Consider the following 14,166-nt stretch of genomic DNA (forward strand, 5'->3'; position numbering starts at 1 on the left):
GCCGTGATAATAAGAGCCGCTAACAAAACCCGGCGCAGCGGTTCTGGCCAGGTGTGCAAACGTAGGCGCGTGCAGCAGACTGTACGTGGGTACGGCAAGTTTGCACAACAAGGCCAGAAGGGTTTTGTTAGCGGCTCCAAGGAGACCCACCATGCACGCACGCACGCTCTCTATCGCTGTTGCCGCCGCACTGGCAGGCAACACCCTGGCCGCACCACTACAGGCGCTGGGCAAGCCCGAAGGCAAGCTCAACATCATTGCCTGGCCAGGCTATATAGAGCGCGGCGAGACCGACAAGAACTACGACTGGGTAAGCGGCTTCGAGAAAGCCACCGGCTGCAAGGTCAACGTCAAGACGGCGGCTACCTCGGACGAAATGGTCAGCCTGATGAACCAGGGCGGCTACGACCTGGTGACCGCCTCGGGGGACGCCAGCCTGCGGCTGATCTACGGCAAGAAGGTGCAGGAGGTGAACCTGAAACTGGTGCCCGCCTATGCCACCGTCGATAGCCGCCTGCAGCACGCGCCCTGGCACAAGGTGGATGGCAAGCACTATGGCGTGCCCTACCAGTGGGGGGCCAATTTCCTGGCTTACAACACCAAGATCTTTCCCAAGGCGCCCGATAGCTGGGGCGTGGTGTTCGACGAGCAGAAACTGCCGGACGGCAAGACCAACAAGGGCCGGGTGCAGGCCTACGATGGGGCCATCTATGTGGCGGATGCCGCGCTCTACCTGATGCACAAGAATCCCGCACTGGGCATCAAGGACCCCTACGAGTTGACCGAGACCCAGTATGCCGAGGTGCTCAAACTGCTGCGGGCGCAGAAGCAGCTGATCCATCGCTACTGGCACGATGTGACTGTACAGATGAACGATTTCAAGAACGAGGGGGTGGCGGCCAGCAGTGCCTGGGGCTACCAGATCAATGCCTTGCAGGCGGAGAAATTCCCCATTGAAGGTGTGATACCCAAGGAAGGCGCTACCGGCTGGGCCGATACCACCATGCTGCATGCCGATGCCAAGAACCCGGTCTGCGCCTACAAGTGGATGGAGCATTCGCTCAACCGCAAGCTGCAATCGTCACTTGCCGAATGGTTTGGCTCCAACCCTGCCGTACCAGCCGCCTGCAAGGACAAGGTGCCTGGCGGCAGTGACTTCTGCAAGAGCAATGGTTTCGACCGCATCGCCCAGATACGCTTCTGGAAAACCCCGCAGGCCAAGTGCAGCACCCAGGCCAGCTGCGTGCCCTATAGCCGCTGGACGGCCGACTACATCGCCATCATGGGCGGCCGCTGATGCCGGTGGGCTGTCCTCTGCCCGATTGCTCCGCGGCTGCTGCGCGCACCGCTCTCCTGGCCGACCCCACGGTTGGCCAGGTTTTTTGCCCGCCACAGGTAGTGTGATGAATCATGCCGTCGAGTTCCAACAGGTATCGCGGGTATTCGATACCGTCCATGCCGTGGACAGAGTCGATCTTACCGTCGCCGAAGGCGAATTCTTTTCCATGCTGGGGCCCTCGGGCTCGGGCAAGACCACCTGCCTGCGGCTGATTGCAGGCTTTGAGCAGGCCAGTGCCGGCTGTATCCGCATCCATGGCCGCGACGCTGCCGGGGTGCCGCCCTATGAGCGCGATGTGAACACGGTGTTCCAGGACTATGCCCTGTTCCCGCACATGAGCGTGCTGGACAATGTGGCCTATGGCCTGATGGTACGGGGAGTGGCGCGTGCAGTGCGGCACAGGCAGGCAGAACACATGCTGGCCATGGTCAAGCTGGCCGATTTCGGCGGCCGCAGGCCGGCGGCATTGTCGGGCGGCCAGCGCCAGCGGGTAGCCCTGGCCCGCGCCCTGATTAACCAGCCCCGCGTGCTGCTGCTGGACGAACCCCTGGGCGCACTGGACCTCAAGCTGCGCGAGGCCATGCAGACCGAACTCAAGGCCTTGCAGCGGCAGCTGGGCATCACCTTTGTCTACGTCACCCACGATCAGGGCGAGGCCCTGTCGATGTCGGATCGGGTGGCTGTGTTCAAGCAGGGCCGCATCGAGCAGCTCTCCAGCCCGCGCGAGCTGTACAACCGGCCGCGTACCGCCTTCGTGGCCGACTTCGTCGGCGGCGCCAATGTCATCGATGCCAGCCTGGCCCAGAGCCTGATCGGCAGGGCGCAAGCATTCTCGGTGCGGCCGGAACAGATGGATTTCGTCAGCGAGGGCGATGGTGGCATCCAGCTGACCGGTACCCTGGTGGATGTGCAGTACCACGGTGCGGTCAGCCGCTACCAGGTGGCACTGGCCGATGGCCGGCAACTGGCGGTAAGCCGCCCCAACCTGCTTGATGCCACGCAGGTAGCGCCCGAGCCCGGCCAGGCTGTGACGGTGGGCTGGCCTGCCCACGCCATGGTCATGCTGGAAGCCTGAGCCATGGCTATCGAAGCCCCCGACCCGCTGCACCAGCATGGCCTGCCCACTGCCGGCATCAGGCGGCGCCTGGCCAGCTTGCTGTACCGGCGCCAGACCCTGTTGCTGCTATTGCTGCTGACGCCGCCCCTGCTGTGGTTTGGGGTGGTCTACCTGGGTTCGCTGCTGGCCCTGCTGATGCAGAGCTTCTATACCTTTGACGACTTCACCATGGCGGTGACGCCCGAACTGACGCTGGCCAACTTCCGCGCCATTGCCGACCCGGCCAACCCGCTGTTCGGTGCCAATATCGATATCGTGCTGCGCACCCTGGGCATGGCGGCTGCCGTGACGGTGGCCTGTGCCCTGATCGCCTTTCCCATCGCCTATTACATGGCCCGCTACGCCAGGGGGTGGCAGAAAGGCTTTTTCTATATCGCGGTCATGGCGCCCATGTGGGCCAGCTATATCGTCAAGGCCTATTCCTGGACCGTGATCCTGGCCAAGGGCGGCATCGTCTACTGGCTGGGGCAGGCGCTGGGGCTGAATGCCTTGCTGGAGGCCGTGCTGAGCCTGCCGATGGTGGGCGGCAGCTCGCTCTCCACCAGCAACCTGGGGCGCTTCATGGTATTCACCTATATCTGGCTGCCCTTCATGATACTGCCCATACAGGCGGCGCTGGAGCGGGTGCCGCTGTCGCTCCTGCAGGCATCCAGCGACCTGGGCGCACGGCCGGCACAGACTTTCCGCACCGTCATGCTGCCGCTGGCCTTCCCTGGTGTGGTGGCGGGCTCCATCTTCACCTTCAGCCTGACTCTGGGCGACTTTATCGTGCCGCAGCTGGTGGGGCCGCCCGGCCTGTTCATCGGCAACTATGTCTACACCATGCAGGGCGCGGTGGGGAACATCCCCATGGCAGCGGCCTTTACTGTGGTGCCTGTGGTGCTGATCAGCCTGTACCTGGCCCTGGCCAGGCGTCTGGGAGCCTTCGATGCACTCTGAAGCCCGTGCCCCCTTGTGGCTCAAGCTGCTGGCCTATGGCGGCCTGGCCTTCCTGCATTTCCCCATCGTGGTGATTGCGCTGTATGCCTTCAACACCGAGGAATCCGCCTACAGCTTCCCCCTGCAGGGCTTTACCCTGGACTGGTTTGCCGCCGCCTTCGGCCGAGACGATGTGCTTGCCGCCATCTGGCTGTCGGTCAAGGTGGCTGCCGTGGCCACCCTGGCATCGCTGCTGCTGGGCACCATGGCGGCAGCGGCCTTGTACCGCCGCAGGTTCTGGGGCAAGGAGGCGCTGACCCTGATGCTGATACTGCCGATAGCCCTGCCCGGCATCATCACCGGCATCGCCCTGCTGTCGGCCTTCAAGCTGCTGGCCTGGGAGCCCTCGTTCTGGACCATCGCCATCGGCCACGCCACCTTCTGCGTGGTGGTGGTCTACAACAATGTGATTGCCCGCTTCCGCCGTAGCTCGCACAGCCTGGTCGAAGCCTCCATGGATCTGGGGGCCGACGGCTTCACCACCTTTCGCCATGTGGTGCTGCCGCAGCTGGCCACCGCCTTGCTGGCTGGCGGGTTGCTGGCCTTCGCCCTCAGCTTTGACGAGATCATCGTGACCACCTTCACGGCCGGCCACGAACGCACCCTGCCCATCTGGCTGCTCAACCAGCTGGGCCGGCCGCGTGATGTACCGATTACCAATGTGGTGGCGCTGACGGTGATGCTGATCACCATGGTTCCCGTCATCGCCGCCTGGAAGCTGACCCAGGGCACCGAAGCGGTGGCGGGCAGCGGCAAGTAGCGTGCTTATCTGGAGACACCATGCAGACCCAACTCTTGATCAATGGCCAGTTTGTTGCTGGCGAGGGCGATGTGGAAGCCGTGCTCAACCCGGCCAGCGGCCAGGCCATCGCCCAGGTGGCCGAAGCCAGCCTGGCACAGGTGCAGGCTGCCGTGGCGGCGGCGGAAGCCGCCTTTGCCGCCTGGGGCCGTACCACGCCCAAGGACAGGTCCACCGCCCTGCTGCGGCTGGCCGATGCCATCGAAGCACGCGCCACCGAGTTTGCCCAGCTGGAATCGCTCAACTGCGGCAAGCCCTATCTGTTTGCGCTGAATGACGAGATACCGGCCGTGGCCGATGTCTTCCGCTTCTTTGCCGGCGCGGTGCGCTGCCAGCAGGGCCAGGTGGCGGGCGAATACCTGCCGGGCTTTACCAGCATGATACGGCGCGACCCGCTGGGGGTGGTGGCCAGCATCGCGCCCTGGAACTACCCCTTGATGATGGCGGCCTGGAAGATCGCCCCCGCCATCGCTGCTGGCAATACCGTGGTGATCAAGCCCAGCGAACAGACGCCGCTGACCACCCTCAAGCTGGCCGAGTTGTTGGCCGAGCTGCTGCCACCCGGCGTGGTCAACGTGGTCACCGGCCGGGGCGAGACGGTGGGCCGCCCGCTGATCTCGCAACCGCAGGTACGCATGATCTCGCTGACCGGCGATGTCGCCACCGGCCAGAAAATCCTGGAGACCGCCGCCCACAGCCTCAAGCGCACCCACCTGGAACTGGGCGGCAAGGCGCCGGTGATCGTGTTCGACGACGCCGACCTGGACGAGGTGGTGGCCGGGGTGCGCACCTTCGGCTATTACAACGCCGGCCAGGATTGCACGGCGGCCTGCCGCATCTATGCCGGCCCCCGCATCTACGACAAGTTGGTGGCCGATCTTTCCAGCGCGGTATCCGGCATCCGCTTTGGCGAACAGCACCTGGAAGGCGTGGAGATGGGCCCGCTGATCTCGGCGCGACAGCGCGACAGGGTGGCCGGCTTTGTGGAGCGGGCGGCCGCGCAGGCGCATATCGAGGTGACCGCTGGCGGCAAGGCCGGCGCGGGCAGCGGTTTCTTCTTCGAGCCCACGGTGGTGGCCGGCGCCCGCCAGGACGACGAGATCGTCCGGCGCGAGGTGTTCGGCCCGGTGGTGTCCATCACCCGTTTCGACGAGGTGGAGCAGGCGGTCAGCTGGGCCAATGATTCGGACTACGGCCTGGCCAGCTCGGTGTGGACCCGCGATGTGAACCGCGCCATGCAGGTGGCCAGCCGGCTGCAATACGGCTGCACCTGGATCAATACCCATTTCATGCTGGTGAACGAGATGCCGCATGGCGGCATGAAGAAATCAGGCTATGGCAAGGATATGTCGCTGTACGCGCTGGAGGATTACAGCTGCGTGCGGCATGTGATGATCAAAGGTTGAAAGGCTATGCCCATCACGGGCCGGCTATCCGACCGGCGGTGAAGGATATGACGGCCTACCCGGCGGAAATCGCTGGTGGCAATGGCCGTGCTTTGGTATACGCATGGCTGACTTCCCAGAAAGCACCGTATCTCCATGAATGACAGCAGCCAGAACGATATCGCCCCGACCGAAGCCACCGCCCTGAGCGACTACCTGGAGGCCCAGCAGGCCACCCTGGTCACCTCGGACGGCAGCTATGCCGTATCGGTGCATGGCGAGATCCTGGTGGGCAAGCGGGTGGTGCCCTACCACCTGATCCCGGACGATGGTTTTCTGGGCAAGGTCAGCAAATGGCGCAAGCTCGATATCGTCGAGCGGCTGGCCTTGCTGCAATCGCGCTGGAATGCCGAGGCCCGCGCCCGGCTGGAAGCCCAGCTGGGCAAGTGCGCCGACCAGGTGGTCGCCATCGCCCACGAATACGAGCTGGACCCCAGCAGTGCCCTGCATGCGCTGCAGGCCAAGTACGAACTGGCGCGGCTGCGCTGCATCGTGGCGCTCGATCGTATCGAGGCGGCCAAGGGCAACCGCGCCGCCACCCGCCAGGCCGAGAAGACCCGTGATGCGGTCAATCTGTCGCTCTACCCCGAATCCTTTACCACCGCCCAGGGCATGAAGCGGCATTTCATCGCCATCCTGGGGCCGACCAACTCGGGCAAGACCCATGCGGCCATGGAGCACCTGACCCGGGCCCGATCCGGCGTCTATCTGGCGCCGCTGCGCCTGCTGGCCCTGGAAAACTACAACCGACTGCTGGACGTGGGCGTGGCCGTCAGCCTGGTCACCGGCGAGCAGCGCAAGCTCCACCCCGAGGCGACCCATGTGGCCAGCACGGTGGAAATGCTCAATCCCAACCGGGTGATAGAGGTGGCGGTCATCGACGAGATACAGCTGCTCGATGACCCCGACCGTGGCGCCGCCTGGACGGCAGCCGTCTGCGGCGTCCCCGCCAGCACCGTCTACCTGCTGGGCGCACTGGAGGCCGAAGAGGCCATACGTTCGCTGGTCAAACGGGTGGGCGGCACACTGGAAGTACGCAAGATGGAGCGCAAATCGCCGCTGGAGATGGAAAAGCAGCCACTGGGTTCGCTGCGCAACCTCAAGCCTGGCGACGTGCTGATCGCCTTCTCCCGCCGCGAGGTGCTGAACTGGCGCGATCAGGTAATGGAACAGGGTTTTGCCGTCTCGGCCATCTACGGCAACCTCTCGCCCGAGGTGCGGCAGGCCCAGGCCGAGCGCTTTATCGAAGGCGAGACCCAGATCGTGGTGGGCACCGACGCCATCGGCATGGGCCTAAACACCCCGGCGCGGCGGGTGATCTTTACTACCTCCAACAAATTCGATGGCTATGCCGAAGGGGTGATCGCCGCCCCGCTGGCCAAGCAGATCGCCGGCCGGGCCGGCCGCTACGGCGAGCATGCCGCCGGTTACGTGGCCGGGCTCGATGCCCACACCCACAAGACCATCACCGCCCTGCTTCGCGCCAAGCCCGAGCCGCTGCCCGACACCGGCTTCTTTGTGGCGCCCAATCTCGATTACCTGGAACTGATTGCCAAGGCCACCGGCCAGACCAAGCTGCAGCCGCTGCTGGAGCTGTTTGCCAAGCACATCAATGTGCACGACGAGTTCTTCCTGCCTGCCAACCTGACCGAGCAGACCGAGAAAGCCCGCTGGCTGGACACCCTCAACCTCTCGCTGGCCGACCGCTTTACCCTGAGCCTGTGCCCGGTATCGACCAAGATACCGATGCTGGAACGTGCCCTGCAGGATTGGGCCCGCCACCGCGCCGAAAAACGCCGCGCCCCGCTGCTGCGGATGGAGGGCATGGGCGGCCGCAACGAACTGCAGTTCATGGAAGACAGCTGCAAGCTCTATGCCGCCTATGCCTGGCTGGGCTACCGCATGCCCGAGACCTTCCCGGACGAGGACATGGCGCAGATGCTGATGCAATCCACCTCGGAAAAGATCGACCGCATGCTGGCCATGCGCAATACCCGCCAACGCCAGGACAAGGAAAAGCGGCAGGGCCGGCGCGACGGCGGCGGGGCGGCCAAGTTCAAGGGGCGGCGGCGCTAGGTATCCATTTCTAGCCTGACGTGGCCAAGACAACATTATCGCAACGTCGGCGGTGGCGCTCCCGGTGCGCTCAAGGGGATGCTGACCGTAAAGCAGCATCCTTTGCCTTGTAGGCCGGCCTCCAGCGTGATTTGGCCGCCCAGGCGCTGAATGGCCTGTTTGACGATAGCCAGGCCCAGCCCGGAGCCACTGCTGTCCAGGTGCTGGCCGCGATGGAAGCGTTCAAACACCATGTCCTGCTGCTCGGCTGCAATCCCTGGCCCATCGTCCCGAACGCTCAGTAATAGAGACTGCTGCGTCTGTTGCAGCGCGATGTCGATATGGCTGCCCTGCGGCGTGTAGCGGATGGCGTTGTCGAGCAGATTATGTATCACGCACTGGAAAGCCGATTCGGCCAACTGGCAGGGTAGATGGTCCGGGGTATCCAGCGCCAGCTCCTGCTGTTTTGCGAAGGCCTTGGGGGCCTGCAGGGCTATTTCCTGGCGTAGCAATTGTGCGGCATCGAGCTGGCGCAGGGTTTGCGGGGCAGCGGGATCCAGCCGGGCCAGTTGCAATAGCTGTTGCACCAGGTGTGCGCAGCGGGCAATGGCATGCTCGAGTTGCTGTTTCGCCTCTTGCCGTTCGCTAGGTGTGGCGGCCAGGGTCAGTACATGGGCCTGGGCGGCAATGACCGCCATCGGGGTACGCAATTCATGGGCGGCGTCCTGCACAAAGCTGTGTTCACGGGCCACCTTGAGGCGTAGCTGATCGAGCAGCTGATTCAGGGCATGATGCAGCGGCTTCAGTTCCTCATGGCGTACCGGCAGTGTGATGGGTGAGAGATCGTCGATACTGCGCGCGGCAATGAATTGTGAGAACTGCCGCAAGGGCCGTATGCCCTGGCGCACGGCTATCCAGACCGGCAGTGCGATACAGGGAAACGCAATCAAAAGATACAGCGTCAAATCCTCGGCCAGCGATTGCAGCATCCAGCCGGCGTCCACCTGAGAGGCGGCCACGGTCAGAGTCCAGCGTGATGCGGTCACGGTATGCACCCGATAGCGGCGCCCCTGCAACTGCTGGTCCTGGATATGACTCGCCTGCTGATTGAGCACCTGCCCTGCCGCCTGGGTGGAACGATACAGCAGGTGGCCATCCTGGTCGTATAGCTGGAAAAGCATCAGGCTGGGTATGTCATTGTGCCGGTAGATGCCGTTTATCAGGTTCGACACGGTCTGTGTGGCGGCAACCGCTTCCTCGGTGCTTTTCAGCGGTACCAAGGTATTGCGCAGCTCGCTGGCGACAACGCGGAGGCCGGCATCCAGTTCGGTATCGCTATTGCCGGTGGTAAACATGACGGCCAGCAACAACAGCCACACCAATGAGAAGGCTGCCAGCAAGGCCAGGACAACCCGTCGGATGAGGGTGGGGCGAAATAGGCTGTTCATGCTTGCAGCAGATAGCCGACGCCGCGAATCGTGCGGATATGGCCGGCACCGATCTTGTTGCGCAGATTGCAGATATGCACCTCGATGGCGCTGAAATTGAGCGGCTCGCCCAAGGGTTCGAGGCGTTGCGCCAGCTCGCCCTTGGAGACGACTATGCCTGGCTCGCGGGCCAGTTCCAGCAGGATCTGGAACTCGCGGGGCGAGAGTTCGATCTCTGCTCCCGCCAGGCAGAGCCGGTGGCGCTTGGGTTCTATCTGCAAGGGGCCGATCTGCCAGGTTTCGCTGGCCTGTTGTGCGTAGCGGCGCAGCACGGCACGTAACCGTGACAGCAGTTCGGCGGTGGCAAAGGGTTTGACGATGAAATCATCGGCACCGCTATCGAGGCCGTGCAGGCGCTCTTCCAGGGTGGCCCGGGCGGTGAGGATGATGATGGGGACGGTGGCACCCTGCTTGCGCCAGGTATTGAGCAACTCAAAACCGCTGCCATCGGGCAGCGAGAGGTCGAGCAGGACACAGGCGTAATCCAGGTCGGCCGGGTGTTGTGGCGCATCGGCACTGCGCCGCAGCCATTCACTGCTGAAACCGGCGGCTTTCAGGGATTTCTGCAGCGCGCTGCCCAGGTCTAGATCGTCTTCAATAAGGAGTACATGCATAGCCTGCAGTGTAGGCAGAGTCCCACCGTTTGGGCAGCCCCTGGCCGGGCCGTCTTAAGCTGGCGCAAAGCTTGGGTTTGGCACGATGGAGACCTTCTCACTCACTGGATGTCCGCATCATGCTGAAATCAAACTGCCTTGTTGAAAATCCCATTGCCCGAACGGTGGCACTTTGCCTGGTGCCCCTGGCTTTGTTGTCGGCCTGTAATGGCAATTCAGCCAAAACGAATGTGCAGGCCAGCTTGTGTGCGGCCAAGCAGCCTGGTGCATCGGCCAAGCAGATAAAAGCCTGTGAAGGGGATTTGCCTGCCAAGGTGGACAAGGCCATGCAGGGCATACAGAAAAAACATGGCGTGACCGCCGCCACCATCTCGATCATGCATGACGGCCGCGTGCTGCATGAACAGGGTTATGGCTTTCTGGACGCGACACACCGCACCCCTTTGCCGGCCAATGCGCTGTTTGTCACCGCCAGCATCATCAAGCCGGTGACCGCCGCCGCCATACACAAGCTGGCAGCGGCGCGGCAGCTGTCATTGGACGACAAGGTGTTCTGCACGGTGGCAGGCCAAAGCTGCTGGCTGCCTGTGCCCCTCTCGCCAGAGGAGGCATTCGATCCTCGGCTCAAGGACATCACCATCAGCCATCTGTTGGCCCACCAAGGCGGTTGGGATGCGTCGGTTTCCGGCGATGCCTTCATCGCCGAGGCCGTGATCCAGGCCGAGCTGGGCCTCAATGCACCGGCCCAGCAAGAGGACATCACCCGCTGGATGGTGCGCCGGCCGCTGGACTACCAGCCTGGCAGTCAAATGGTGTACTCCAACTTCGGCTATATGCTGCTGGGGCGCATTATCGAGCAGGCCAGCAAGACGGCGTATGTCGACTATGTGTACGGCCAGATCTTGCAGCCCATGGGCATTCCGCGCGAGGACTTCAAGCCCATGGCATCGCGCCTGAAGGATCACGATCCCCGTGAACCCAACTATCTGACCACCTTGCAGGTTCCCAGTGTGTTTGAGCCTGGCAAGATGGTGTCGGCGCTGGATGGGGCGGTGCGGGCGGAAAACTGGCAATCGACCGGTCTGGTGATCAGCACGGCCCATGCCATGGCGGCCTTTGCCGGTAAATATGAGGCGCCCAGCGGTCTGCCGCTGGCGGGTAAGACACACAACGGCGGTCACACCGGGGCGGTGCCCGGCCTTACCACGGTGATGCGTCAGCTGCCATCGGGCATCAGCTTTGCCGTGATGCTCAACACGCGAGATGAACTACACAGCGATGGGCCGGGTTCGGTTGAATACAGTGCCCTGTACGACATCGAGAACGCGCTCAAGGAGGCGGGCCTGTAATGGTTGTCTGAGGGATGGCTGAGGATGCCGCCAAGTCTAGGGATTGCCTCGCTACTCCAAAGGGGGCGGGCCTTTCCCGCCCCCCGCTCCACGTGAAACATCAGCGCAAACTAACCGTCAACCGCTTCCACGCTGCATCCTGCCAGCGGTAGAAGGTGCTCAGCGAGCTGGGTTGGTCGGCCTGCTTCAGCACCGTCATGCTGTCCAGGCTGATCAGCTGGAAGCTGCGCTGGTAGCGGCCTTGCACGCGGGCCTCACGGGCGGCCAGCATCTGTTTGCTGCCTGGCACCCAGCCGGCAAACTCGATATAGCCGAGATCGGGGCCTTGGTCGGCAGGGGGGAGCACGCTCAGTACCCAGCCCTCGGGGGTTTGCTGGAATACCCACAGCTCGCGCCAGTTGGCCAGCGGTTGCACGGCCAGTGCCAGGGCTGTGCCGTCGGCGTTGCTGCGGGCCGAGGCGGTCCATACTGTGCCGTAGCTGCAGCGGCGGTAAAGCGAGGTGGGTGTTTTCTGGCGAGTGTCCTGCAGCTGCACGCAGGTCTCGCCGGGCTGGCCGGGTTCGGTGACGATGCGCAGCTTGCCGGGGATGGCGGCCGTGGCGGTTTCGACGGCCCAGCGTGAGGCGCCCACGCGCATGGCAGCGTCGTTGTAGCTGGCCTGGTCGTCTTCAGCCAGCTCCTGCTTGTTGATGGCTGCCAGCTCATTGAGGGCGCGTTCGGCGGCAGGCTGGAAGGCCTCGCCCCGGCGGTTGCGCTGGTAGGCGAGATTGGCCCAGATGCCGGCGCGGCGCAGCCGCAGCTGGTTCTTCAGCTGTTCGGGCAGCTTGTCGCTGGCAATGCGGTTGAGCAGGTCGGCGGCTTCGTTGTCGGCACTGTAGCGGGCCTGCGGATGCAGGTCGGCGCGCTGGCAGTCGGGCCGGGTCAGGGCCAAGGCGGCGCGGGCGCGTTGCTCGTCGGTGGCCGGCAGGCTCAGCACGCGGCGGTAGGCATCACCCTGGTAACAGAGCTGGATGCGCTCGTCGCGCTCCAGGCTGGTCATGCTGATGCCGTAATGGGCGGCAACTTCCAGATGGGCTGCCACGGTGGTATCGGTCGCCTTGGCCTGGCTGCTGCTGGCACGGCGGGCCAGCCGGTCTGCCATATTACCCAGCGCCTCGAAGGGCTCGGCGGTGATGCTCTGGGCCGGGGCGGCCTTGAGGTAGGCGGCGCTGTAGGCGATGCCCAGGGCTTCGGCGCCGGGGGTGTCGCGCAGAAAGCGCACCACGCTCAGCAGTTCGGGTGCAGCGGCGGCATCCAGCTGGGTTTGGCGTACCTGGCTGGCCCGCACATAGCCGCCGCGTTCGCGCCGGTGATCCCATACCTGCAGGTAGCCCAGGCGCTCGCCGCGGATTTCCAGGCTGTCGCCTTGCCACAGCACGGCCTGCTGCTGGGCGCTGTCCTTGGGGGCGGCACGCAGGGGGGCCTGGTTCTGGGTGACGATGGCCATGGCGGCCAGGGAGGCGATCAGCATCATTCTGCTCCTGCTTCGCTGCTGCTCTCGGCATCGGTCTGGCGTGGGGCGTTTGGCAGTTTGCCGATCAGGCCCGAGCCGATAAAGCCACCATCAGCCGAGGGCGGGGCGATGATGACCGAGATGTTGTCCGACAGCTTGTCGGCCAGGGTTTTCTGGATCAGCAGCGGATGCTTGGTGATGACGGCACCGTCGCGGGCCATCTGCTCGCTGCTGGTCTTACCCAGCCGCTCCATGCGGTAGACCTCGGCATCGGCCAGCTTCTGGCGCGAGTCGGCCTCGCCGGCCGCTTCGATGCGGCGGGCCTGGGCGCTACCCTCGGCGGTGCGGATGCGTGACTGCTTGTCGGCCTCGGCCTCCAGCTGGCGCTGCTCTATCTGCTTCTGCTTGAAGGGCAGCACATGCTTCATGGCTTCCTCCTGGGCGCGGGCGGCGATGATCTGCTCGCTGGCGGCGGCCTCGGCTTCCTTCTGGCGTCGTACCTTCTCGGCCTCGGCGTCCAGTGCGGTGGCTTCCACCTGCTTGCCCTTGAGCTCCAGGGTGTAGCGCATCTTCTCGGTCTGCAGCTCTTCGGCCAGCAGGCTTTCCATGCCGACGCGGTATTCGGGCGGCAGGTCGACCTTGCCCATCTGCACGCTGCGCAGCTGTATGCCATCGGCAGCCAGGCGCGGCTTGAGTTCGGCCTCTATCACCTGCTGTATCTCGGCCCGCTTGCTGGAGAAGATCTGCCTCACGGTGTAGCGGGTGAAGGTCTTGTAGATGACGCCCTGCACTGCCGGTTCGACGATCTGGCCGCCGATGTCTTCCGGCAGCTTGCGGGCCATGGTGCCGACCTTGGCCGGGTCCAGGGTGTAGCGGATGGTGAGGTCCACCCCCAGCGACAGGCCTTCGATGGACTGGAACGGCGCCTCGCCGTTGGCGCGGCTGCTCTGCACCGGGCGGTAGACCTGATCACGCAGGCTGAAGCGGCGCAGCTCGTGCAGCCCCGGCAGGACCAGCGCGCTGCCTTCGCGCAGCTCGGTCAGGCCGCCGGTAAGCCGGTTGCTGCGCACACCGATCTCGCCGTTGCCCAGGGTCTGGATGGGCGGGTGGGTATAGAGGCCGTAGCCGGCTGCCAGCAAGACGGCACCTGCCAGCAGCTTGCCCTTGTGTTGTGCCAGGCCGCTGGCGGCCAGTTGCCCGCCCTGGGCGGCTGGCTTGGCCAGCAGGTTACGGATGGCCAACGCCAGCTTCTTGATACGTTCCGACATGGTGTTACCCCTTGTATATGCGCTGTTGGAATCGCGGTCTGCAAGCCACCGCCGGTGGCCCGGGAGCAGTCCGCGTTGCCCTGCTCCTTGGGATGCATGTTGCGCGAGGGGCCGCGGAAATATCAAAGCCGGGCCGGGGTGAGTTTCATCCGCCGCCGGAAGAAAAACTCACACCGCCCTGGGCCGGTTCCATTCGATAATGGCGCATAGCAAAAACCGGCCC

Annotated in this window: 11 protein-coding genes; 7 read left to right on the forward strand and 4 right to left on the reverse strand. The window is 64.2% G+C overall.

All coding sequences use genetic code 11. The features are described from left to right. The first annotated feature begins 151 nt into the window (after window positions 1–151). From QWZ03_RS17435 to QWZ03_RS17460, 6 genes are all read left to right on the forward strand, one after another. Window positions 152–1,297, forward strand: a complete 1,146-nt coding sequence (locus QWZ03_RS17435) for an ABC transporter substrate-binding protein (RefSeq protein WP_290333887.1) — start codon at window positions 152–154, stop codon at window positions 1,295–1,297. Between the two features lie 106 nt (window positions 1,298–1,403). After that, window positions 1,404–2,414: an ABC transporter ATP-binding protein gene (locus QWZ03_RS17440; RefSeq protein WP_290333888.1), complete on the forward strand. Its 1,011-nt coding sequence runs from the start codon at window positions 1,404–1,406 to the stop codon at window positions 2,412–2,414. Window positions 2,415–2,417: 3 nt separating this feature from the next. Further along, window positions 2,418–3,395 (forward strand): ABC transporter permease, encoded by a 978-nt coding sequence (locus QWZ03_RS17445; protein WP_290333889.1) that lies wholly within the window; start codon window positions 2,418–2,420, stop codon window positions 3,393–3,395. Continuing rightward, window positions 3,385–4,194 carry an ABC transporter permease gene (locus QWZ03_RS17450; RefSeq protein ID WP_284195580.1) on the forward strand — a complete coding sequence of 270 codons (810 nt, stop codon included), beginning with the start codon at window positions 3,385–3,387 and terminating at the stop codon, window positions 4,192–4,194. Before QWZ03_RS17445 ends, QWZ03_RS17450 begins: the two co-directional genes overlap by 11 nt. Before the next feature lie 20 nt (window positions 4,195–4,214). Then, window positions 4,215–5,639 carry a gamma-aminobutyraldehyde dehydrogenase gene (locus QWZ03_RS17455; RefSeq protein WP_290333891.1) on the forward strand — a complete coding sequence of 475 codons (1,425 nt, stop codon included), beginning with the start codon at window positions 4,215–4,217 and terminating at the stop codon, window positions 5,637–5,639. A 135-nt stretch (window positions 5,640–5,774) separates the two neighbouring features. Beyond that, the gene (locus tag QWZ03_RS17460; protein WP_284195582.1) at window positions 5,775–7,754 is read left to right on the forward strand and encodes a helicase-related protein; all 1,980 of its coding nucleotides are present in this window, start codon (window positions 5,775–5,777) and stop codon (window positions 7,752–7,754) included. Window positions 7,755–7,789: 35 nt separating this feature from the next. Here QWZ03_RS17460 and QWZ03_RS17465 read toward each other — a convergent pair whose 3' ends face one another. Next, window positions 7,790–9,181 (reverse strand): sensor histidine kinase, encoded by a 1,392-nt coding sequence (locus QWZ03_RS17465; protein WP_290333892.1) that lies wholly within the window; start codon window positions 9,179–9,181, stop codon window positions 7,790–7,792. Continuing rightward, window positions 9,178–9,834: a response regulator gene (locus QWZ03_RS17470; RefSeq protein WP_290333894.1), complete on the reverse strand. Its 657-nt coding sequence runs from the start codon at window positions 9,832–9,834 to the stop codon at window positions 9,178–9,180. The genes QWZ03_RS17465 and QWZ03_RS17470 overlap by 4 nt, the downstream gene beginning before the upstream one ends. Window positions 9,835–9,953: 119 nt before the next feature. Here QWZ03_RS17470 and QWZ03_RS17475 point away from each other — a divergent pair, with 119 nt between their 5' ends. Next, window positions 9,954–11,183: a serine hydrolase domain-containing protein gene (locus QWZ03_RS17475; RefSeq protein ID WP_290333895.1), complete on the forward strand. Its 1,230-nt coding sequence runs from the start codon at window positions 9,954–9,956 to the stop codon at window positions 11,181–11,183. A 100-nt stretch (window positions 11,184–11,283) separates the two neighbouring features. Here the strand turns inward: QWZ03_RS17475 and QWZ03_RS17480 are convergent, their stop codons facing one another. Together QWZ03_RS17480 and QWZ03_RS17485 are read right to left on the reverse strand one after the other, a co-directional pair. Next, the gene (locus QWZ03_RS17480) at window positions 11,284–12,696 is read right to left on the reverse strand and encodes a hypothetical protein (protein WP_290333896.1); all 1,413 of its coding nucleotides are present in this window, start codon (window positions 12,694–12,696) and stop codon (window positions 11,284–11,286) included. Next, window positions 12,693–13,943 carry an SPFH domain-containing protein gene (locus QWZ03_RS17485; protein ID WP_290333897.1) on the reverse strand — a complete coding sequence of 417 codons (1,251 nt, stop codon included), beginning with the start codon at window positions 13,941–13,943 and terminating at the stop codon, window positions 12,693–12,695. Before QWZ03_RS17485 ends, QWZ03_RS17480 begins: the two co-directional genes overlap by 4 nt. Between the last annotated feature and the right edge of the window lie 223 nt (window positions 13,944–14,166).

It is taken from the genome of Chitinimonas viridis (genome assembly GCF_030409555.1).
Lineage (GTDB): Bacteria > Pseudomonadota > Gammaproteobacteria > Burkholderiales > Chitinimonadaceae > Chitinimonas > Chitinimonas viridis.